This is a genomic window from Sorangium sp. So ce281 (assembly GCF_051527395.1).
Lineage (GTDB): Bacteria > Myxococcota_A > Polyangia > Polyangiales > Polyangiaceae > Sorangium > Sorangium cellulosum_B.
Window position 1 is genome coordinate 1,663,625 of sequence record NZ_CP150322.1, and the last position, 19,672, is coordinate 1,683,296.

Annotated in this window: 17 protein-coding genes; 8 read left to right on the plus strand and 9 right to left on the minus strand. The window is 70.8% G+C overall.

What is annotated here, in order from left to right; translation table 11 throughout:
- Positions 1 to 42 precede the first annotated feature (42 nt).
- Positions 43 to 1,692, plus strand: coding sequence for a hybrid sensor histidine kinase/response regulator (locus tag WMF27_RS06280; protein ID WP_437761158.1), 1,650 nt, complete (start codon positions 43 to 45; stop codon positions 1,690 to 1,692).
- Positions 1,693 to 1,939: 247 nt separating this feature from the next.
- Complete coding sequence (locus WMF27_RS06285) at positions 1,940 to 2,323, plus strand: response regulator (RefSeq protein WP_437761157.1); 384 nt, start codon at positions 1,940 to 1,942, stop codon at positions 2,321 to 2,323.
- A gap of 84 nt (positions 2,324 to 2,407) precedes the next feature.
- On the opposite strand, the gene WMF27_RS06290 is transcribed toward WMF27_RS06285, so the two are convergent.
- The 3 genes from WMF27_RS06290 to WMF27_RS06300 all read right to left on the minus strand — a co-directional run bounded on the left by WMF27_RS06290 (position 2,408) and on the right by WMF27_RS06300 (position 7,075).
- Positions 2,408 to 4,060, minus strand: a complete 1,653-nt coding sequence (locus WMF27_RS06290) for a glycerol-3-phosphate dehydrogenase/oxidase (RefSeq protein ID WP_437761156.1) — start codon at positions 4,058 to 4,060, stop codon at positions 2,408 to 2,410.
- A gap of 96 nt (positions 4,061 to 4,156) precedes the next feature.
- On the minus strand, positions 4,157 to 6,196 hold the full coding sequence (locus tag WMF27_RS06295) for an ABC transporter ATP-binding protein (protein WP_437761155.1): 2,040 nt from the start codon (positions 6,194 to 6,196) through the stop codon (positions 4,157 to 4,159).
- Between the two features lie 258 nt (positions 6,197 to 6,454).
- Positions 6,455 to 7,075, minus strand: coding sequence for an NAD(P)H-dependent oxidoreductase (locus tag WMF27_RS06300; protein ID WP_437761154.1), 621 nt, complete (start codon positions 7,073 to 7,075; stop codon positions 6,455 to 6,457).
- Positions 7,076 to 7,256: 181 nt separating this feature from the next.
- Between WMF27_RS06300 and WMF27_RS06305 the strand changes: the two genes are divergently transcribed.
- The 3 genes from WMF27_RS06305 to WMF27_RS06315 all read left to right on the plus strand — a co-directional run bounded on the left by WMF27_RS06305 (position 7,257) and on the right by WMF27_RS06315 (position 9,714).
- On the plus strand, positions 7,257 to 7,760 hold the full coding sequence (locus WMF27_RS06305) for a response regulator (RefSeq protein ID WP_437761153.1): 504 nt from the start codon (positions 7,257 to 7,259) through the stop codon (positions 7,758 to 7,760).
- Positions 7,761 to 7,794: 34 nt separating this feature from the next.
- Positions 7,795 to 8,361, plus strand: coding sequence for a multicopper oxidase domain-containing protein (locus WMF27_RS06310; protein WP_437761152.1), 567 nt, complete (start codon positions 7,795 to 7,797; stop codon positions 8,359 to 8,361).
- A 294-nt stretch (positions 8,362 to 8,655) separates the two neighbouring features.
- Positions 8,656 to 9,714, plus strand: a complete 1,059-nt coding sequence (locus tag WMF27_RS06315) for a hypothetical protein (RefSeq protein WP_437761151.1) — start codon at positions 8,656 to 8,658, stop codon at positions 9,712 to 9,714.
- A gap of 184 nt (positions 9,715 to 9,898) precedes the next feature.
- Here WMF27_RS06315 and WMF27_RS06320 read toward each other — a convergent pair whose 3' ends face one another.
- From WMF27_RS06320 to WMF27_RS06330, 3 genes are read right to left on the minus strand one after another with little or no spacing between them, the layout of a single operon-like run.
- The gene (locus WMF27_RS06320) at positions 9,899 to 10,384 is read right to left on the minus strand and encodes a hypothetical protein (protein WP_437761150.1); all 486 of its coding nucleotides are present in this window, start codon (positions 10,382 to 10,384) and stop codon (positions 9,899 to 9,901) included.
- A gap of 1 nt (position 10,385) precedes the next feature.
- Positions 10,386 to 11,930, minus strand: coding sequence for a hypothetical protein (locus WMF27_RS06325; protein WP_437761149.1), 1,545 nt, complete (start codon positions 11,928 to 11,930; stop codon positions 10,386 to 10,388).
- Positions 11,927 to 12,655: a hypothetical protein gene (locus WMF27_RS06330; protein WP_437761148.1), complete on the minus strand. Its 729-nt coding sequence runs from the start codon at positions 12,653 to 12,655 to the stop codon at positions 11,927 to 11,929. The genes WMF27_RS06325 and WMF27_RS06330 overlap by 4 nt, the downstream gene beginning before the upstream one ends.
- Positions 12,656 to 13,576: 921 nt before the next feature.
- Here WMF27_RS06330 and WMF27_RS06335 point away from each other — a divergent pair.
- Positions 13,577 to 15,577 carry a sensor histidine kinase gene (locus WMF27_RS06335; RefSeq protein ID WP_437761147.1) on the plus strand — a complete coding sequence of 667 codons (2,001 nt, stop codon included), beginning with the start codon at positions 13,577 to 13,579 and terminating at the stop codon, positions 15,575 to 15,577.
- 16 nt (positions 15,578 to 15,593) lie between these two features.
- Complete coding sequence (locus WMF27_RS06340) at positions 15,594 to 15,938, plus strand: response regulator (protein ID WP_437761146.1); 345 nt, start codon at positions 15,594 to 15,596, stop codon at positions 15,936 to 15,938.
- A gap of 118 nt (positions 15,939 to 16,056) precedes the next feature.
- Here the strand turns inward: WMF27_RS06340 and WMF27_RS06345 are convergent, their stop codons facing one another.
- The 3 genes from WMF27_RS06345 to WMF27_RS06355 all read right to left on the minus strand — a co-directional run bounded on the left by WMF27_RS06345 (position 16,057) and on the right by WMF27_RS06355 (position 18,659).
- A complete protein-coding gene (locus tag WMF27_RS06345) occupies positions 16,057 to 16,719 on the minus strand; it encodes a glutathione S-transferase family protein (protein WP_437761145.1) in 663 nt (220 codons plus the stop codon).
- A gap of 26 nt (positions 16,720 to 16,745) precedes the next feature.
- Complete coding sequence (locus tag WMF27_RS06350; protein WP_437761144.1) at positions 16,746 to 17,219, minus strand: hypothetical protein; 474 nt, start codon at positions 17,217 to 17,219, stop codon at positions 16,746 to 16,748.
- 432 nt (positions 17,220 to 17,651) lie between these two features.
- Positions 17,652 to 18,659 (minus strand): aldo/keto reductase, encoded by a 1,008-nt coding sequence (locus tag WMF27_RS06355; protein ID WP_437761143.1) that lies wholly within the window; start codon positions 18,657 to 18,659, stop codon positions 17,652 to 17,654.
- A gap of 57 nt (positions 18,660 to 18,716) precedes the next feature.
- Here WMF27_RS06355 and WMF27_RS06360 point away from each other — a divergent pair, with 57 nt between their 5' ends.
- A complete protein-coding gene (locus WMF27_RS06360) occupies positions 18,717 to 19,628 on the plus strand; it encodes a LysR family transcriptional regulator (protein WP_437761142.1) in 912 nt (303 codons plus the stop codon).
- Positions 19,629 to 19,672 lie beyond the last annotated feature (44 nt).

The following is a 19,672-nucleotide window of genomic DNA, read 5'->3' on the forward strand; positions in this document are numbered from 1 at the left end:
GCCGGTATTGCGTCTGCGCGCCGCGCGCGGGATGTTGCGCGCGTGGCGGGACCACAGGCACCCAGGATCCTGATCTTCCCAGGCGGCCCCTCGGGCGCTGCGCAGGCGCTCGCCGCGGCGCGCGGCTATGTCGCGGTCCCGGCGCGGGACGTCGAGGCCGGGCTGGATCTCCTGGCGACTCAGCCGTTCGACGTGGCCGTGCTGGCGGACGAGGGGCCGCTCGAGGACACGCTCGCGCTCTGCCGGCGGCTGCGCGCGGCGCCCGGGGGCGATCGCGTGGCCGTGGTCGCCGTCACCGGGAGCGCGGGCGCGACCGCGGCGCTGCTCGAGGCGGGCGCGACCGTCGTGGCGGCGGCGCTCGAGCCGTCGATCGCCATCCAGCTCGACGCGGCGGTGTGGTGGGTGCGGCGGCCGTCGGCGCACGTGGCCGACCGGGCGCCCGCGGAGCGCGCGCTGCTCGAGCGCACCGCGCGCTCCTTCCGCGACGCGTCCGCGGAGGTGATCAAGGCCGCAGAGGACGCGCTCCGGACGAGCGAGGAGCGCATGCGGCTCGTCGTGCGCGCCACGAGCGACGCCTTCTGGGACTGGGATCTCTCGTCCGGGCGCGTCACCGGGAGCGAGCGCATGCGGAGCTTCTATGGCACGGGCGGCGCCGACATCGAGGAGGACGCGGTGTGGTGGTTCGAGCGGGTCCACCCCGAGGATCGCGATCGCGTGATGAACGGGCTGCGGCGCGCGATGGAGGGGGACGAGGGCACGTTCGAGCTCTGGTACCGGTGCCTGCTCGCGGACGGCAGCTACGCAGACGTCCACGACCGGGGCATCGTGCTGCGCGACGCGACCGGCAGGGCGTACCGGATGCTCGGGGCCGTGTCCGACGTCACGGAGCGCCGGCAGATGGAGACGCGGCTCCAGCTCGCCGACCGCATGGCCTCGCTCGGCACGCTCGCGGCCGGGGTGGCGCACGAGATCAACAACCCCCTCGCGTACATGGTCGCGAACGTCGATTTCGCGCGCAAGGAGCTCCGCGCGAAGGGGGCCGGCGCGCGCCTCGACGCGCTCCTCTCGGCGCTCGACGAGGCCGCGGAGGGCGGCTCGCGGGTACGGCACATCGTGGGCGGCCTGAAGACGTTCTCGCGGGCCGACGGCGGAGAGCTCGGCCCGGTCGAGGTCGACCCGGTGATCCAGCTGGTCCTGCGGATGGCGCAGCAGCAGATACAGAGCAAGGCGCGGCTCGTCCTGGAGCTCCGCCCGGTGCCGGCCGTCCACGCGAACGAGGCGCAGCTCGGCCAGGTGATCCTGAACCTGCTCGTGAACGCCGCCCAGGCGCTGCCGGAGGGGAAGGTGTCGGAGAACGAGATCCGGATCTCCACCGCCCCCGCGCCGCCCGGCCGCGTGTGCATCGAGGTGTGCGACACCGGGCCTGGGATCGCGCCGGAGCTGCGGAGCCGCATCTTCGACCCGTTCTTCACGACGAAGCCCATCGGGGAAGGGACGGGGCTCGGGCTCGCGATCTGCCACGGCATCGTGACGAGCTTCCGGGGCGAGATCGGCGTGGAGAGCGAGGTCGGCAAGGGCGCGTGTTTCCGCGTGCTCTTGCCTGTCCACGACCATCGCGCGGGGGCGGGCGAGGAGCGCAACGCCGCCTCGGGCGGGGCCTCCGATGAGCTTCCCGAGGAGGCCGCTCAGTAGGCACGGCGGCGGCGCAGGGCGCGCCGCCGTCCGCGGCGGACGGGCTCCGACAGGCGGCGCGCCGTCCGTGCTCCGGCGCGCCGCGGGGCCGCTTCGCGGGGCCGGCCGCTTGCCACGGCCGCGGCTGTCGCTCAAGTTGCGTCACCGGCCCCATGAACACTCGATCGGTCAGGGCCGCAGCTGGGCTGCTCGGCGGGTCGGCAGAGGGAGCGCGCCGCGCGGCGCAGTCCGGTCGTGAGGTTCGGTCATGATCGAGAAAACGGGCCGCATCCTGGTCGTCGAGGACGATCTGGACATCAGGAGCATTCTGACGCAGCTCCTCGCGTTCGAGGGGTACGACGTCGAGGAGGCGGCGGACGGCGCCGAGGCGCTCGCGCTGTTGCGGCGGGACGGGCCGCCTGCGCTGATCCTGCTCGATCTGATGATGCCGATCATGGATGGGTGGCAGCTCCGCGCCGAGCTCCAGCGCGACCCGGAGCTCTCGTCGATCCCGGTGGTGATCGTGTCCGCCGACGTGCGGGTCGAGCAGGAGGCGTCGCGGCTGCGCGTCGCGGGCCTCTTGAAGAAGCCGCTCCAGATCGAGCCGTTGCTCGAGCTGGTTCACCGCATCTGCGGCGCGCCGGCGCGGTGAGCCAGGCGGGGCGCGCGCGCCCGTCGAGCGCCAGGGCGGCGCTGGGGCGGCTCGGGGGCCCTGATCTGGCTCCGGGGCGCGGCGCTACCTGACCGGAAGCGCCGCGGCGGGCGCCTTCCCCTCCGCGAGGCGGCCGGCGCCGTGCTCGTGGAAGTACTCCTCCAGCCGCCTGTCGGCCTCGTCGCCGAACAGGAGCCGGCAGGCCTCCCGGAGCCCAGGCGACGCGGCGAGCTCCTCCTTCCGGATCACGAGCGAGATCTTCGTGCGCCGCCGCAGGAAATCCGCGAGCTTCGCGATCATCTCGTGCTTCGCGGCGTAGGCGACCTCGCAGCGCAGGTCGTCCGCCCCCTCGATCAGCGGGTCGGCCATCCCCGGGTCGCTCCGGATATCCTCGAGCAGCCCGAGCGCCTGCGCGCCATAGCGGCGCCACAGCCGCGCGCTGAGCTTCTCCGAGGCGCGTGGCGGCGTCAGCGCGTCGAGATCGAGGGCGCGCGCCTTGTGAAAGAACTCTTTACGAAGCGCCTCGCCCGGCTCGCCATACCAGCGCTGCGCAGGGCGGGGCAGCGGGACGCCGAGCCGCTGCACGGCGGCGCAGACCTCGTCGCCCACGTTGATGCAATCGGTGAGCTTGCCGCCGAAGATGCTCACGTGGCCCCGCTCTTGGTCCACCTCGAGGGCGTGCTTGCGCGAGAGCTGCAGCCAGTCCTCGCCGCCGCCGCCGTCCTCGACCGCCAGGGGGCGCACCCCGCAGCGCTCGGCGATGATGTCCGCCTCGGTGAGCGGCCGGGGCAGGTTGAGCCGCTTGTTGATGTTGGAGAGCACGAAGCGGCGGTCCTCGGGCGTCACCGCGGCGCGCGGGCCCTCGACGCGGGTATCGGTCGTGCCGATGCACGTCCTCGAGCCCATCGGGATCACGAAGAACGGCCGGCCGTCGTCCGCGAAGAACGTGAGCACCCGCCGGCTCGAGGTGAGCCGATCCACGATGAGGTGGATGCCCTTCGAGAAGATGTGGCGGTGCCTCGTCCGCTGGCCCGTCAGCTCGTTGTGCGCGTCCACGAACGGCCCGCAGGCGTTCACGAGCACGCGCGACCGGACGGCGAGCTCCCTGCCCGACAGGACGTCGCGGGCGCGCGTGACCCACGCGCCCCCCTCGCGCCGCGCGCCGAGCGACTCGACGTAGTTGGCCGCCCGCGCGCCGTGATCGAGCGCCGCGCGCACGAAGCCCCAGACGAACCGCGCGTCGTTGTCGACCAGGTACGCGTCGGAGTACTCGAATCCTCCATCGCAGCCGTCCAGGTGGATGATCGGCTCTTCCCTCGCGATCGCCCGGCGGGAGAGCAGGCGAGGGATGCGCGTGAAGAAGCTGCCGATGATCCAGTAGAGCCAGGTGCCGAGGAAGAGCTTGAAGAGCCCGTGGCGGAAGCCCCGCTCGTGCGCGGCGTAGAACCGGATCTCCTGCACCGACGACGGGTAGCTCCTGAGGAGGCGGTTCCTCGACGTGCAGAGCTTCCGCACGAGCCGGAACTCGAAGCTCTCCATGTACTTGATGCCGCCCCAGGCGAGGTTCGACGACTCCTGGCTGGTGAATCCGCCGAAGTCGCCCCGATCGATCAGCGCGACCTTCGCCCCCCGCGCGGCGAGGGCCGCGGCCGCGACGGCGCCGTTGATCCCGGCGCCGAGGACGAGGACGTCGAACGTTTCTCGGCTCAAGCTGTCGATGTTCGTGGCCCGCAGCATCGATGGCGATCCGGCGAAGGCGCGGCCGGCGCGCGCTCCCTCTGCTCTATCACGTCCCCGCCGCCTCGGGGCGGCGGACGGCGCCCGACGCCTCGCTCAGCCCATCAGCCCATCGGCCCAGCTGCCCTCCTCGCCGCGGTACGCGTCGGGGGACGACGCCGACGGGATGCGGCGCGGGCTGCTCTTCGCCGCGGGGGCGTGGCCGGTGTGGAGGTGCTGCCAGCGCGCCATCTTGGTGTAGACGCCGCCCCGCCGCAGGAGCTCTCCGTGCCCGCCGTGCTCGACGATGCGGCCGCGCTCCATCACGAAGATCTGGTCGCAGTCGACGACCGTGCTCAGGCGGTGGCTCATCAGGACGATCGTCCGCTTCCCCTTCAGGGCCCGCAGCGCCTCGCCGATGGTCCGCTCGTGCTCGGCGTCGAGCCCGTCGGTCGGCTCGTCGATCACCAGGATGGGCGCGTCCGTCAGCAGCGCGCGCGCGATCGCGATGCGCTGCCGCTGGCCGGTCGACAGGTTGAGCCCGCCGTCGGCGATCGCCGTCCGGTAGCCGTCCGGCAGCGCCTCGATGAAGCCGGCCGCCCCCGCCATCTCGGCCGCCCTCCGGATCTCCGGGTCGGTCGCGGAGGGGCGGCCGTAGGCGATGTTCTCCGCGATCGTCGCCGGCAGGAGGATGCTGTCCTGGAGGACGAGCGCGATGTGCCGGCGCAGGTCGGCCACGCGGACCGCGCGCGTGTCGATGCCGTCGAGCCGCAGCGCGCCGCAGGTCGGGTTGTGGAAGCGCGGCAGCAGGCCGAGCAGCGTCGTCTTGCCGGCGCCGACCGAGCCCACGAACGCGACCATCTCGCCCGGCCGGATCGTCGCGTCGAGCCCGCGCAGCACCGGGTGGCCCGGGCGGTACTCGAACCCGACGCCATCGAGCGAGAGCGCGCGCGGCTGGGGCGGGAGGGTGGCCGCGTCGTGCCTGTCGACGACCGCCTGGTCGCGGTCCAGCACCTCGAAGACGCGCTGCGCGCCCGCGACGCCGCCCTGCACCGCGGCGCCGGCGCCGGTCAGCTTGCAGAGCGGGTCGTAGAGCATGCCCAGGTAGCCGAGGAACGCCGTCAGCGCGCCGAGCGTCATGCCGGCCTCGCCCCCGCTCGCCCGGGCCTGGACGATGAGGGTGCCGCCGTAGCCGAGCACCAGCGCGCCGCCGAGCCCGAGGATCGAGCCCATGGCGAGCGTGTGGCGGAGCTCGTCGTGGTGGAGCCGGAGCCACGCCTTCACGCTGTTGCGCAGCGTCGTGTGGAAGCGCGCCTCCTCGTCCGCCTCGCGGCCGAACGCCTGGACGAGGCCGATCGACGCCATGGAGCGCTGGACGGACGTCGCGAACTCGCTCTCGACCTCCTTCGCCTCGGTGCACTTCTTGTGCAGCACGCGCCCGAACCTGGCGTTCGTGAGGAGGAGCGGCGGGACGACCGCGAGCGCGAGGAGCGTGAGCTCCAGGCTGCGCGAGGCCATGATGCAGATCATCACGGTGAGCGTCAGCGCGCTCCCCATCACCGCGACCGCCACGTTGAGGATGCCGTGGAACCCGGAGGCGTCCTGGTTGAGCCGGTAGAGGGCGTCCCCCTGCGGCTGCGCCCGGTGATAGCCGATGTGGAGCGCCTGGAGCTTCCGGTACACGTCGCGCCGCACGCGCGTGAGCCCGCCATAGCCGATGCGGAACGTGAGCAAGGCGCGGCCCATGCCCACGAACTCCTGCGCCACGCGGAGGACGAGCGTGAGCGCCGCGAGCCCGAGGACGCGGCCGAGCAGGCTGTCCGGGAGCGGGGCGAGCAGGAGGCGATGGACGAAGTCCCCCGCGCGCGGGCCGGTCGAGATGAGATCCACGATCACGGCGACCGGCCACACCTGGAGCAGGCTGATCGCGATCGAGACGCAGACCAGCACGGCGAGCGCCCCGAGGCGCGCCCACTCGCCCTTGAAATAGGCGCCCACCCGGACGAAGAAGCGGACCCGCTCCGCGCCGGCCGGCTGGCTGGATGGGCGCGCGGCCGTCAGCTGCGCGGTCGTCCTCGGAAAGTGCCTCGAGCTCCTGAGCCTGCCTTCGCGCCGAGGCGAAGGATGATAGTTCTTGCGGTGAGCCTGTCCGCTCATGGTTCGCTGAGCCCTCTCCTGTCTACGGCTGAGGTGGTCGTCGGCGGCCCATCTCGGGCTCTACCTGACAAGCCATCGGTTATGACCGGTAGCGAGGTATCGCCGCTGGTGTAACAGCCCAACGCGGACGCGCTCTACGCGAGCGCCGGAGAAGAGGCTGGCGCTTGCTGATTTGCTGCGCGGTTGTCCGGGACTCCAGGGCCGGCGGCGCCGGCGCGGTCAACGGCACAGGCCGACGGCGCGGCCGGCTCTCCGCGCCTACCCGCGAGTCCGGCCCTCGAGCCGCGCGAGCCTGCGGCCGAGGGCGCGCGACGGCGCGAGGTCGAGCTGCGCCGGCGCGTCATCCGCGCTCGCCTGAGGCGGGCCGCCGCGCTGCGCGCTCCTGCTCGTCAAATCCAAATCCATCTCCGCGCGGGCGGGGGCCTGGAGCAGGACTCCATGGCCGGCGAGGGAGGCGAGCGTCGCCTGGAGCGTCGCGCGCTGAGCTCCCTGGACCGCGGAAGGCGAGCAGAACACCGAGGCTACCTTGCCGGCGAGATCTCCCGAGGGCCGCCTCGATCCGTCGAGGAAGCGCCGGATCTCCGCGCATATCGCGCCATAGCGCGCAGGCGAGCCGATGGCGATGCCGTCCGCCCAGAAGAGATCGTCTTGCTGCGCCAGCGGGACGGAGGTGAGGTGTTCCCGCGCGGCACGGATCCGCTCATTCGCCGCGCTCCACCGGTCGTCGATCGCCGTCAGATCGGCGACGCGCCGGAGCCGCACGGTCGCTCCGGCCTGCTCGGCGCCCTGCGCGACGGCGGCCGCGAGCGCGGCCGTGCCGCCATAGCGGGAATAGAAGATCACGGCCACGTTCATGCCGAGCGCGCATGCAGCCCTCATACCGCCGTGACCTCGGCCGGGGCGCTTCCATGGCGCTCCGGCCGAGCTCGCCGCGCGCACCGTCGTGGCATCGTCAGGAACGGCTCTCTGGCAGGCTCCGCAGCCGCGGAGGACGCATGGCGCATAGAATGCGGCGCGATTCAAATTGCGCGCCGCGGCTCCGCGCCTTATGGGTCCCTCGATGGTCCGGAGCGGATTGCGCAGCGGCGGCGGCGTCGATGTCCCGTGCGCCCCCGGAACGGGGTGCGGCGCGGGGCGGGGCGATCCGCCGGCCGCGCCGCCGCGCCCTCCGGTCGCGATGGGGCGGAGGCTCGCCGAGCAGGGCTCCTCTCGACGGAAGACGATCTACGTCATCGAGGACGACCCAGGCGTCTGCGATGCGCTCGTGACCGTTCTGTGCGATGAGGGATACGATGTGCTGACGGCCAGGGACGGCGCGGACGCGCTGGCCAGGCTCCGCGAGGCGCCGACGCCCGCGCTCATCGTGCTCGATCTGATGATGCCGGGGATGGACGGCTACGCGTTCCGCGCAGAGCAGCTGCGCACGCCCGCGATCTCCGACGTCCCCGTGGTCGTGCTGACGGCGGGGGCGGCGCCGCGGGCCACGGAGCTCGGATCGGTCGACATCCTGAAGAAGCCTGTCGATCTCGTCGCGTTGCTCGACGTGGTCGGTCGCAACACCTGACAGGATCCTGCTCACCCCCGGCGAGCGGGCCGACGTGCTGGTGACGCCGCGCGGGGCGCCGGGCGCGACGCTCTCGGTGCGCTGGGTGCCCTACGGTCGCGGCTACGGCGCGACCTTCGGGAGGCCCGAGGTCGAGGCGTTCCGGCTGCGCCTCGCGGACGAGCCCCTGGCCGAGGACGATCCGCTCCCCGAGATCGCGCGGGGCATCGAGGCGCTCGACACGGCGGCGGCGAGGCGCGTCGATCTGCAGCTGACGCGGGAGGAGGGCCCGGGCGACCTCGTGATGGGCATCAACGGCGTGCCCTCCTGGGAGGCGAAGCCGCTCGTGGCGGCGGTGGGCGGGACCGCGGTGTGGACCGTCGAGAACACGATGGAGTTCGATCACCCGTTCCACCTGCACGGATTCTTCTTCCATGTGCTCGGCGCCGATGGCCAGCCGGTGAGGCCGCTCGCGTGGAAGGACACGGTGAACGTGCCTGTCGACGGCGCGGCGCGCTTCGCGGTGCGTTACGACAACCGGCCTGGCATGTGGATGTTCCACTGCCACATCCTCGATCACGCCGACGCGGGGATGATGGGGATGCTGCAAGTCATGCGATGAGAGCGATGAGAGCGATGAGAGTGGCGAGAGCGGCGAGAGCGGCGAGAGCGGCGAGAGCGGCGAGAGCGGCGAGAGCGGCGAGAGGCGGCCGCCGGGGGAGGCGGCGAAGCGCGCGGAGCGGGACGCGGGGGGCCTGCGGTGCGCGGGCTGGGCGGATAACAGCGCTGTAGAAAAACAGGGGCTCTGTCGGTATCTCGCACAACACAGCACCTCCGGCGCGGTGGGAGGGGGCTGCGAGGCGCGGACAGGCGTGATCTCGAGACGAAGTCGCCCTGGATCGGGTAGGATGGGAGCGTGGTGGATCTCGATGTGATCTCGGACCGAACCTACGTGGCTGCGGGGGCGGACTTCGCGTTCGTGATCACCCGGCGGGGGCGGGTCATCACCAAACGCGTGCCGCGCGACATGCCCAGGGAGGGCCGCAGCCAGATCGTCGAGGCGGCGCAGAGCCTCGGGGAGCGAGGGCGGCTCGGGTGCGTCGAGCTGCGGCGCGAGGATCTGGTGCCGTACGGGGGCGCGGCGCCGGTCGACGTGTACTTCGGCGTGGCCGCCGAGGCGATCCTCTGCGTGGTGATGCCCACGTGGGCGGACCGGCGGGACGTGGTGCCCGCGATCGAGCGCGGCCTGCGGGCCATCGACGAGGGGACCCCGGCGGCGCCGCAGCCGATCCGGAGCGCGCCGCGGCGCACCCGGTCGCGGCCGCGGGGGGAGGCGGTGCCTGCCTCGGCGCGCCGGCCGGTCGGTGAGGTGGGCGAGGTGTCTCCGGCCATCTGCGGGGCCGCGGTCGTGTGCGAGGCGCCGGCTCCGGCCTCGAGGCGCCCGCCGCCGCCGTCGCCGCCGGCCCGCAAGCGGAGCGCGGTCGCGGGGCTGGCCCTCCTCGCCAACGGGGGGCCGCCGCGGTCGCTGGCGCGCCCGGTGGCGCTGCGCGAGGCGCCGGCGTCGCCAGGGGCGCCGGCGCGGCCGGCCGGGTCGCTGCCGGACATCCGCATCGGCGAGGCGACGCTCGGGCGCGAGAGCCTCGACGCCATCGGGCGAGAGCTCGGCGGGGCGTGGCCGTCGGCGCCCGAGATCCGGGTGGGCGCGGCGCCGGCGGGGGAGGGGGACGCGGCGGCGATCGGGGTGGAGATGCCGGAGCCGGCGCGGGTGGGATCGATGCCGGAGGCGGTGCGCCTGGAGCTGGTGAGCATCAGCCGCGAGAGCCTGACGGAGATCGCGGCCGAGGAGGGGCGCATGGCGGCGGCGGGGCCGAGGCCGTGGGTGCCGCTGGTGCGGCCCGCGCAGGTCACGCGGCCGTGGGAAGAGCCGCCCGAGGAGGAGGGGCGCGTGGGCGAGGCCGAGAGCGGGGCCGGCTAGAGCGGCGGTCACCCGCTTCGGATACGGGCCCACCTCGGCGTTTTCGGTGCTCAGCGCACCGGAGTGCGCTTCCGCGCCGAAAACGCCGATCTGGGCCCGTCTCCTGTGCGGGTGACCGCCGCTCTGCTGCTCTGCACGTCGCAGAGGGGGACGGAAACCGCTGTAGCTCGATGAAATCGATGCGCTAGAGGCGATACCCCGGATCGCGCGGCAGCTTGCCGTCGACGCGAAGCACCTTGACGTCATTCCCCGCCGCAGACGCGCGAACGAACCCGATCGCCCCGTCCACCCTGCCCACGATCCAGACGACCGTGGCCGCGTTCGGCACGCTCTTCGGCGGACCGGATTGGCCACGGATCTTGCGATCGATCCAGTAGAGACCCACCTCCTCGGGTGACATGCCGAGGACCGACTCGTCGAAATCGATGCGCTCCGGAGCGGCCCGGGGATAGGTGACGGGCACCAGCAGCTTCCCGTTCACCATGACCTGGTTGCCCATGTACGCGCGCTTCAGATCTCCGAACGAGATCCCCTCCGCGGGGAAGCTCTTCGAGACGACGATCGCCAGAGGTCCCAGGTCTCCCGCGCCGTACGTCTCCTCCGGCGCTGCCGTGACCACGGCCGCGAACACCAACGCGCACGACGTCAAGAGGGTTCTTCGAGCGATCATGCTAGAAACTCCACGCGGCCTGCGTGATGAACTGATCCAGATCGATGCTCTTCTCTTTCAGGTAGGGCATCCATACATGCACGCCCACGACCTTCAGCACGACGTTCTCCGTGGGGCGTATGTTCAAGCCGCCGACGATGTCGCACGCCTCGTACACGAAGGCGGACTTACCCGCGCGGTCGTACTCGAAGCCGAACCAGGGCATGATGCCGTACCAGGGCAATCGATAGCCCGTTTGAAAGTAGAAGCCCCAGCCACGGTTGTCAGGGGTCCATGTCCCTGGCGTAATGCCAGGAGGCCGGTGGTCGTCGTCGTAGCGTACATCATGCATGATGTACTCGCCCTGGAACAGGAAGCCTCCCCAGGTGTACTTGAGATCTGCGGCCAGGCCGAGCTCGTCGTAGCTCGCGGTGACCGGGAAGCTGGTAACGAACGAGTCGCCCTCCAGCGTCGTGACCTGCCCGGCGTCGGTGTAGCGGCCCTTGTAGCCCGATGTGCCGACGGCGACGTTGCCGAACGGAGTGTCTTGCCGTAGCCAGAGGCGCCAGCCAACCGCCTTGTTTTTGTCCAGATCCATGTAGCTGTCGACCGGGCCACGGCCATTGGACAGCGTAAGGTGGTACCCTATCTGCGTGTCACCGATGCCATGACTTCCATGCGCTTCGATGCCGGTTTGTCGCTGGGGCAGCCACTCGGAGCCAACGATATAGGGGCGCGTGGCGCTCAGGATGACGGGTGTCCCGTGGTCCACGTTCCAGATCCCATACGGGGTAAGCCACTGTCCGGCCCGGACGTTGAAGAGCGGATGGGCGGCGTATTCGAGCCACGCGCGCTCGATGATCACCCCGCCCACCTTCTTCGGCCGATTGAAGTCGGTGTAGTCTGGAAAGGCAGCGGCGAGACGGGTGCTCTGGAACGTCGCCGGGTCGGTCACGACCGCCCCGTCCGGCAGGTAAGTGAAGCGGAGCTCGATCAAGGAGCGGAACTTCTTGCCCAGGTTCGAGTCGAGGTAGACGTTGAGATTGCCGACGTAGAACGTCGGGTTCGGGCCCACCCCGGTCAAGGCCCCGGACGTCTTCTTGTCGCTGAGCAGCGCGGCGAAGGTGAAATCGGCGAAGCCGTAGACGCTGAGCTTGGTCTCTCCGGAGGTGAGCTCCTCCGCGACCTCCTCGCCGGCCAGCGCTTGAGCGACCGATTCTCCGTCGACTCCCGGCGCAGCGCCCGCGTCGACCGGCCCGGCAGCCCCTGCCTGCGGTGGAGGCGCCGCGGCGCTCGAAGCCGCGCTGGCCGCCGGCGAAGGCGTGTTTGCGGCGCCCGGCTGCGCGCTCGCGGCAGGTTGAGCCGGAGGCGCCGGCTCCGGAGATTGAACGGCGCCCGAGCCGTCCGGTGCCGGAGCCTGTCCGGAGGGGGCCGCGGGACCCGTGGCCTCCGCAGGCGTCGGAGGTGCTTGTGCCGCCGCGGACGACGACCCGAGCAACAGCGCGGAGGAGACGGCGAAGGCAAGGTGAACGGGCACGCCGCGGCGTTCAATGGATCGCGTTTTCAATTGGGGCAGCTCCCTTCCGCGACGCACTGATATTGCTCGACTCCATAGGCGGTAAGGTCGCAGCACACGGTGCCGGTGAAGCAGTTGTTCGGCGAGAGCGTGCAGCCTTGAACCTGACACTTCTGCGTCAGCTGGACATTGCAGTACGTGGCCTCGGTCCCTGCGCAATCCGCGTCGCCGGCGCAGGGCTTCCCCGCGCCGATCGGCGGTCGGCGACAGTAGGATGGGGTGACCGTGAGGTCGCACATGGTTCCACCCGCGCAGTCGGCAGGGCCCTCGCATCCCTGGCTGGTGCAGTAGCCGCTGGTCCCCGAGGTGGCGTGGCAGTAGCTGTACGTGGCTTCGGGGCAAGGCATCGTCGCGGTGTCGCATGCCGCAGCCAGGCCGGCCGGGGTCGCGGTGCATGGCGCCTCGGCGGACGCCCTGCTGAACCCGGGCGCGCATTCGCACGCCCCTGTCGCTCCGGTCACCTCGTTCTCGCCACACGCCGTGCAGGACGCCGCGGCGTCGGCGCGGCCATATCCGGCTTTGCAGAGGCAGCCGCTCGGCCCGACCTCTTCGTTCTCGCCGCAGCGCACGCAGCCCGCCGCCGTCGCAGCGTGACCCTCGGCGCAGACGCAGACCTCCAGGTACTCCGACTCGGCCCTGAGGGTCTGGCCAGGTCCACAGGGCTTTTCGCCGTCGTACACGCAACCAAGGAACGAAAAAGCAACGGTATTGGCCATCAGAAAGACTCGCCCCCATCGGCGTGACGCCGAGGGGGGAGGTCCATGCAGCAGTCTCGCTGACATCACGCTCATTCCTCGTTGTTGGGTTCGTTACACAACCTTCGAACGCAGGGTTTGCAAGAGGAGTGAACCTCTCTGTTGTCGAGCCCACCGGAGGGCAGCCCGGCTGCCGCCGTCGTAGCTGGTCTGCTCCGATCCCAGCGTGCCCGTCCACTGCGGCCATGCCCCCGAACTGTCCGCACAGGAATAATCCTACAGGGATCTGCGGCCAGTGGAAGACGCAATCTGAGCACCTGGGACGGCGGCTCGGCGCAGGGCGACCCGAGCTCGCGCCGCGCTCCGCGGAGCTGCGCGGCCTCTTGCAGGCGTCGAGCGAAGCAGCCTGGGGGCCGGCGTGAGCTGTTGTGCTACACGTACAGTCGCGGTGCGCCCAGCACCCGACGATGCTCCTTATCTGGCGTCCGTGGCTGCGCTTGGCCAGCCAGGTGCATCATCAAGCGCTTTGCTTCGTGTTCCAGATGGGTGAGGGGGCCGCCGCCCGCGTCGTCGGCCTTGGCGTTGATCTTCCAGACGATGACTCGGGCGCCGTCCAGGAAGACGGGGGATCCGCGTCGGCGACCACGCCCCGGCGCTGTTACGGCGCTGCCGACCTGCGGCTCGCCGAGGTGCGGCGGTCGCGCTCGCCAGCGCCCGGCTGCTCGCCGAGGCCCAGGAGGCGATCCGCCGGCTTCGCCCCATTTTCACCATCCGGACACCCGGGAGCCGCCGCGCTCGCCCGAGCGGCGGCGGGCCGGCCGGCGTGACGTCACCAGGTCCGGGGCGCGTACGTTGCCGGATCGCTGGGGGGGGCGGTGAGCGTCATTGTGGATTGCTTGACAACCTGATCTCCCTTCGCACGATTCGTCCTCGTGGGGGAGCATGCGTACCGGACCCGACCATCACACCGAGCCAGGCGCGCTCGTTGTCGAGCACGCCCGCCACCCGGGGCCGGGCGAGCCCGCCGAGCGCGCTGGCCTCGGGCCACATAAGGCCGCCTCGGGCTGCCCGCCGGAGCAACGTGCGGACGATCTCGGGACGAAGATCCCTCCGCCGGGGAGCGGCCGAAGCGCCCAGTCGAGCGCGGTCGCGACCGACATCCCGACGGACATCGCTCGCAAGTGGCAGGAGATGACCGATCTCCTCGCGGAGATCCTGCGCGTCCCGGCCGCTCTGATCATGAGGATCGAGCCGCCGGAGATGGTCGTCTGTGTCTCCAGCGAGTCGAAGGGGAACCCCTTCGCGCCCAACGAACGAGCGCGCCTCGGCTCCGGGCTCTACTGCGAGAGCGTGATGAAGACCCGAACGCCGCTGCTGATCCCTGACGCCCTGAAAGACGAGCAGTGGAGGTCGAATCCGGACATCGAGCTCGGGTTGATATCCTATCTCGGCTTCCCGATCACCTGGCCCACGGGGGATATCTTCGGAACCATCTGCGTGCTGGATGACCGCGCGAACCATTACAGCAGGGCCTACCAGGCGCTCATGGAGCAGTGTCGCGACGTGATCGAGATGGACTTGAAATCCATCTTCGCCCTCGATACTCGCCTGACAGAAGAGGCCCGGGCAAAAGAGCGGCTGGAGCAGCAGGTCGCCGAGCGCACCGCCGACCTGCGCCATGCCAACGCCCAGCTCAGGCAGAAGATCGCCGAGCACGAGCGGACGGAGGCGGCGCTGCGGAAGGTCGCGGAGGAGTGCAGGTGCGCGGAGGAGGCGTTGCGCACGAGCCAGGAGCTCCTGCGCGCCATCATCGACAGCTCGACGGCCATCGTCGCCGTCAAGGACATCGAGGGGCGCTACCTCCTCGTCAACCGCCGCTTCGAGGAGCTGTTCGGCGTCGCTCGCGAGGCCATCGTGGGCAAGAGCGACGATGACGTGTTCTCCCGGGAGCACGCCGAGGCGCTTCGCGCCTTCGACCGGCGGGCGCTCCTCGCAGGGACGGCGCTGAAAGACGAAGAGGTGATGCCCGAGGACGACGGGCTGCACACCTATCTCACCATCAAGTTCCCTCTGCGCGACGTCGCCGGCGTCCCGTACGCGGTGGGCGGCATCTCGACGGACATCACGGAGCGCAAGAAGATCGAGGCGGAGCGCGCCCTGGTCCTGGAGCACGAGCAGAGGGCTCGGACCGCCGCCGAAGCGGCGGTGCGGATGCGCGACGACTTCCTGTCGATCGCCTCCCATGAGCTCTATACCCCCATCGCGGGCCTGAAGCTCGCCGTGCAAGGCTTGATGCGCGAGGCGACGACGCTCCCCGCCGGCGCGACGAAGCTGGCCAGGATGGCCGAGCGGCAGTGCCAGCGGCTCGTCAGGCTCATCGAAGATCTGCTCAACGTGGCTCGGATCCAGGCAGACAAGCTCGATCTGAGGCTGGGAGACGTCGATCTCCGGGCGCTCTCGCGAGAGGTCGTGGAGCACTTCGACGTGGAGCTGAAGCAGGCAGGAAGTACAGTGAGCTGGCGGGCAGACGCCCCCGTGGTGGGCATGTGGGACAGGGCCCGTCTGGAGCAGGTGGTGACGAACCTGGTGCTGAACGCCATCAAGTACGGGAGGGGCAAGCCGATCGAGATCAGCGTCGCGGCCGAGGGCGAGGTGGCCAGGCTGGTCGTCGCCGATCGCGGCATCGGGATCGCTGCGAGCTGCCTGCCGTACATCTTCGAGCGCTTCGAGCGAGGCGTCTCGGCGCAGCACTACGGCGGTCTCGGCCTGGGGCTGTACATCTGCCGACAGATCGTGGACGGCCATGGTGGCTCGATCCGCGTCGAGAGCGAGCTCGGCGCGGGGGCTGCCTTCATCGTGGAGCTCCCCCTGCGCCGGCGCCGCGACGCTCTGCCAACCGAGGTGTCTCCGCCGGCCGGAGGTCCCGATGAGCCCGCAGGATGATCCTCACGACGGTGTCTTGATCGTCGACGACGACAGCGGATTTCGCGCCGTCGTGGAGGAGCTCTTGCAGGCATGCGGCTACGAGGTCGTCTGCGCGGAAAATGGCGCGGTGGCGCTGGATCTGCTCCGCCGCGGCCTCCGCCCGGGCATCATCCTGCTCGACCTCATGATGCCGGAGATCAATGGCTGGGAGTTCCTCGCGCTCAAGCGACAGGAGCCCGCCCTGGCGGACATCCCGGTGGCGATCCTGTCGGGCGTCGACGCTCTGGAAGCCAAGGCAGCCACCCTGGACGTGTGCGCGCTGCTCAAGAAGCCGATCGATCTCGACGCCCTTCTCGCCGTGGTCGCGCAGACGCGATGAGCGCGCGTCGGGGAGCTCGTTCGGCGCTCGAGACATCCTCCAGCGACGGCGTCGACCCCGGCGAGAGCGGCGAGCGGTCGCGCCCATGGCCATGGCTGGTCGCCCACGGCTGACCTGTTCACCCTCGCCGACCGGTGGCATCGAAGCGCGGAACCTCCGGGAGCTCCGGGGCATCGAGCCCCGCGAACGGATCGCGCCAGGCGTCGAGCTGCCACAGGCGCGCGTGCCAGGCCGCGACGCGCGGGTAGTCCGAGAGCGGCAGGCCGGCGAGATCCGCGAACGGAAGCACCGATGCCATCCGAAAGTCTGCATACGAAACCGCGCTCCCGACGAGCCAGTCCCTGCCGCTCAGGACCTGTTCGAGCAGCGTCGCCGCCTCGGCAAACCCCGAGAGCCCCTCCGCCACGAGGTCGTCGCGGATGGGACCGAGCCCGTAGCGCTGCTTCGTCACCCGCTCGAAATGGACCTTGTCGCACGCGGCGACGAAGTTGTGCGTGCCCCAGCTCAACCAGCGGATCATCTCCGGTTGCGCGGTGCCCGTGCGCCAGAAGTCCGAGCCCGTGAGCAGCGAAAGGCGGCACGCGATCGCGTCTGTCTCCCAGAGCGACTGGTCCCCCTCGACCAGGATGGGCACGCGCAGGTTCGGATTCAGCGCTCGAAACTTCTCCTGCTGTGACGGGTCGAGAGGAGCCGCGTGGACGTACTCCACGGGTGCATCGAGGTGGCGCGCCACGGCGACGGCGACCCGTGGATTCAAGTTTCGGCTGAAGTACAGCTTCATGGAGCTTCCTTTTCAAAGCTCTGCGATCACAGGCCGCAGCCGACCCAGGTGCGCTCGATGGTCTTGTAGTCCTGGGTCATTCCGCTGGCGCTGGGGCAACCGGTCGAAAGGATCACCGTGCCCTTGATCTGGCACGATGACGAGCTCACGAACGTGCTGTTGCCGATGGCGACAGGGGCCTGCGGCGTGCCGACCAGGCCGTCCTGCTGCGCGCTCACCGCCGACCAGGACGCGGTCGAGCTGGGCTTGATCGAGGAGGCGACGAACACGGAGTACTCCATGCCGCTCTCGACGCCTGGCACGAACGGATTGTCCTTGACCTGCCCGGACTGCGACTGGACGATCGCGGTGCTGGTGGTCTGGCCGAAGGTGATATCGACCTTCGCTTGCAGATGGCTGTTGCACAGATAGACCTGCTGCGAGAAGTTTGGCGGCGGGGCGCCGGCCGAGGCGGGGCTCGTGAACACGAGGAGGGGGAGTACCAGCACGCGGACTTTCATCCTGATCTCCTGTCTGTTTCGTTGCGGGGAGGCGGCGAGGCCCATCGCATCGCCGCGCGCAGGCGATCTCCGCACAGCCCGCGCGCGCTGGCAAGCGGCAAGGCTCCGGCAGCGAGCCCACGCGAGCGGCGGGCTCGACGTCCGGCCCGCCAGGGTGATGGCCCCGGACGCCGCGCTCGCCGCGGGACGACGCGCGTCCATCCTGCGGCCCCGCAGGCTGTGAAGTGAAGGCGGCCCCTTCGATGCGGACGGCCTTCACTCCACAGCGCGCGAAGCAGAGCGAGAGCGTACACAGGGAGACGGGGAGGGGAGAGAACTAGAATCCCCATCTCTCGTCTCCCCGCCTCCCCGCCTCCCTGTGAATCCTTCCTTCTTCCTCTCCGCCCACCCCGATCAATTCATCCATGCATCGACGAGGAGGCCGCCCTGAGGTCACCTCTCGCTGTCGAGCATCGCCATCATGGGCGCGGGGTAGCGGGTGCCGGCGATCTCCTCCGCGGGGACGGCGGCCTCGAGCTCGGCGAGGTCGGAGGGCGTCAGCGCGATCTCGAGGCCGGCGAGGGCATCCTCGAGCTGCTTCCGCGTGCGCGCGCCCATCGTCGGGATCACCGTGACGCCCTGCGCGGCGCCCTTGGCGCGGACCCAGGCGATCGCGAGCTGCACGGGGGTGACGCCGCGCTTCTCTGCGAGGCGAACGAAGGCGTCGACGAGCGCCTGGTTCTTCCGGGCGTTCTCGCCCGAGAAGCGCGGCATGTGGGCCCGCAGGTCGCCCGCGCCGGCCGGCTTGCTCCCGGCCAGCAGGCCGCGCGAGAGCACGCCGTACGCGGTGACCGCGACGCCGAGCTCGGCGAGCGCGGGGAAGATCGTCGCCTCGGGGCCGCGGCTCACGAGCGCATACTCGATCTGGAGGTCCACGATCGGGTGCACCTTCGCGGCGCGGCGGATCGTCTCCGCGCCCACCTCGGAGAGGGCGATGTGGCGGACATAGCCCGCCTTCACCATGTCGGCGATGGCGCCGATCGTGTCCTCGATCGGGACCGCCGGGTCCAGGCGCGCGGGCCGGTAGACGTCGATGTAGTCGACGCCGAGGCGCGACAGGCTATGGGCGAGGAAGCTCTTCGTCGCCATCGGACGGGCGTCGAACCCGAGGAAGGTGCCGTCGGGCGCGCGCAGGCCGCCGTACTTCACGCTGAGCACGGCCTTGTCGCGCCGGTCCTTGATCGCCCGGCCGACGAGCATCTCGTTCTTGCCCATGCCGTAGAAGTCGCCGGTATCGAGGAGGCTCACGCCCCGATCGAGCGCTGCGTGGATGGTCGCGATGCTCTCCGCGTCGTCGCTCTCGCCGTACCAGCTGCCCCCGCCCATGCTCATGCAGCCGAGGGCGAGGGGGAAGATGGAGGGGCCAGTGTTGCCGAGCTTGGTGGTGTTCGTCGTCGTCATGCCGTCACCCTAGGCGCTCGCGTTTCATCGATCCAATGAATAGGATGTATTATCGACATGTCTGAAATTTATGGGAGACACCTCGACCTGAACCTGCTCCGCGTCTTCGCCGTCGTCGCCGAGGCGGGCAGCGTGACGGAGGCGGCGAGCCGGCTGTACCTGACGCAGCCGGCGGTGAGCGCCGCGCTCCGGCGCCTGACCACGACGATCGGCGCGCCGCTCTTCGTGCGGAGCGGGCGCGGGCTCGCGCTGACGAGCCGCGGCGAACGGCTGCGCGCGTCGCTGAAGCCGCACCTCGGCGCCCTGATCGACGCCGCGCTGGCGCCGCCGACCTTCGACCCGAGGACGTGCGAGCGCACCCTCCGCCTCGGGCTCTCCGACACGGCCGAGGTGTGGCTGCTCCCGCCGCTCTTGCGCGCGCTCGAGCGCGAGGCGCCGCGCATGCGCGTCGTCGCCGTGCCCGTGCAGTTCCGCACCGTCGGCGCGGCGCTCGCGGGCGGCGTCGACGCGGCGATCACGGTCGCCGACGATCTACCTTCGAACGTCTGCCGGAAGCGGCTCTTGAAGACCGGCTTCACCTGCCTGTACGACCCGCGCCACGCGCGCCTGCGCAAGCTGACGGAGGCCCAGTACTTCGCGCACGATCACGTCATCGTCTCGTACAACGGGGACCTGCGCGGCTTCGTGGAGGACCTGCTCGGCAAGACGCGGAGGATCCGGTGCTCCGTCGCGACCTTCTCCAATTTGGGCGCGCTGATCGACGGCACAGCGATGCTGGCGACCGTGCCCGAGATCGTCGCCGACGACATCCGCGCCGTCAGGCCGCACCTCCGGACCAAGCCCCTGCCGTTCGAGGTCCAGCCCGGGTACATGGAGCTGCTGTGGCCCGCCGCCACGGACGACGACGAGGCGTGCAAGTTCGCGCGGGAGAAGATCGTCCAGATCGCGCGGCCGCTGAGCAAGGGATGACCGGCCTCCCCGAGCGCACGGAGGAGCGCTCCGGGGGCGGCCGA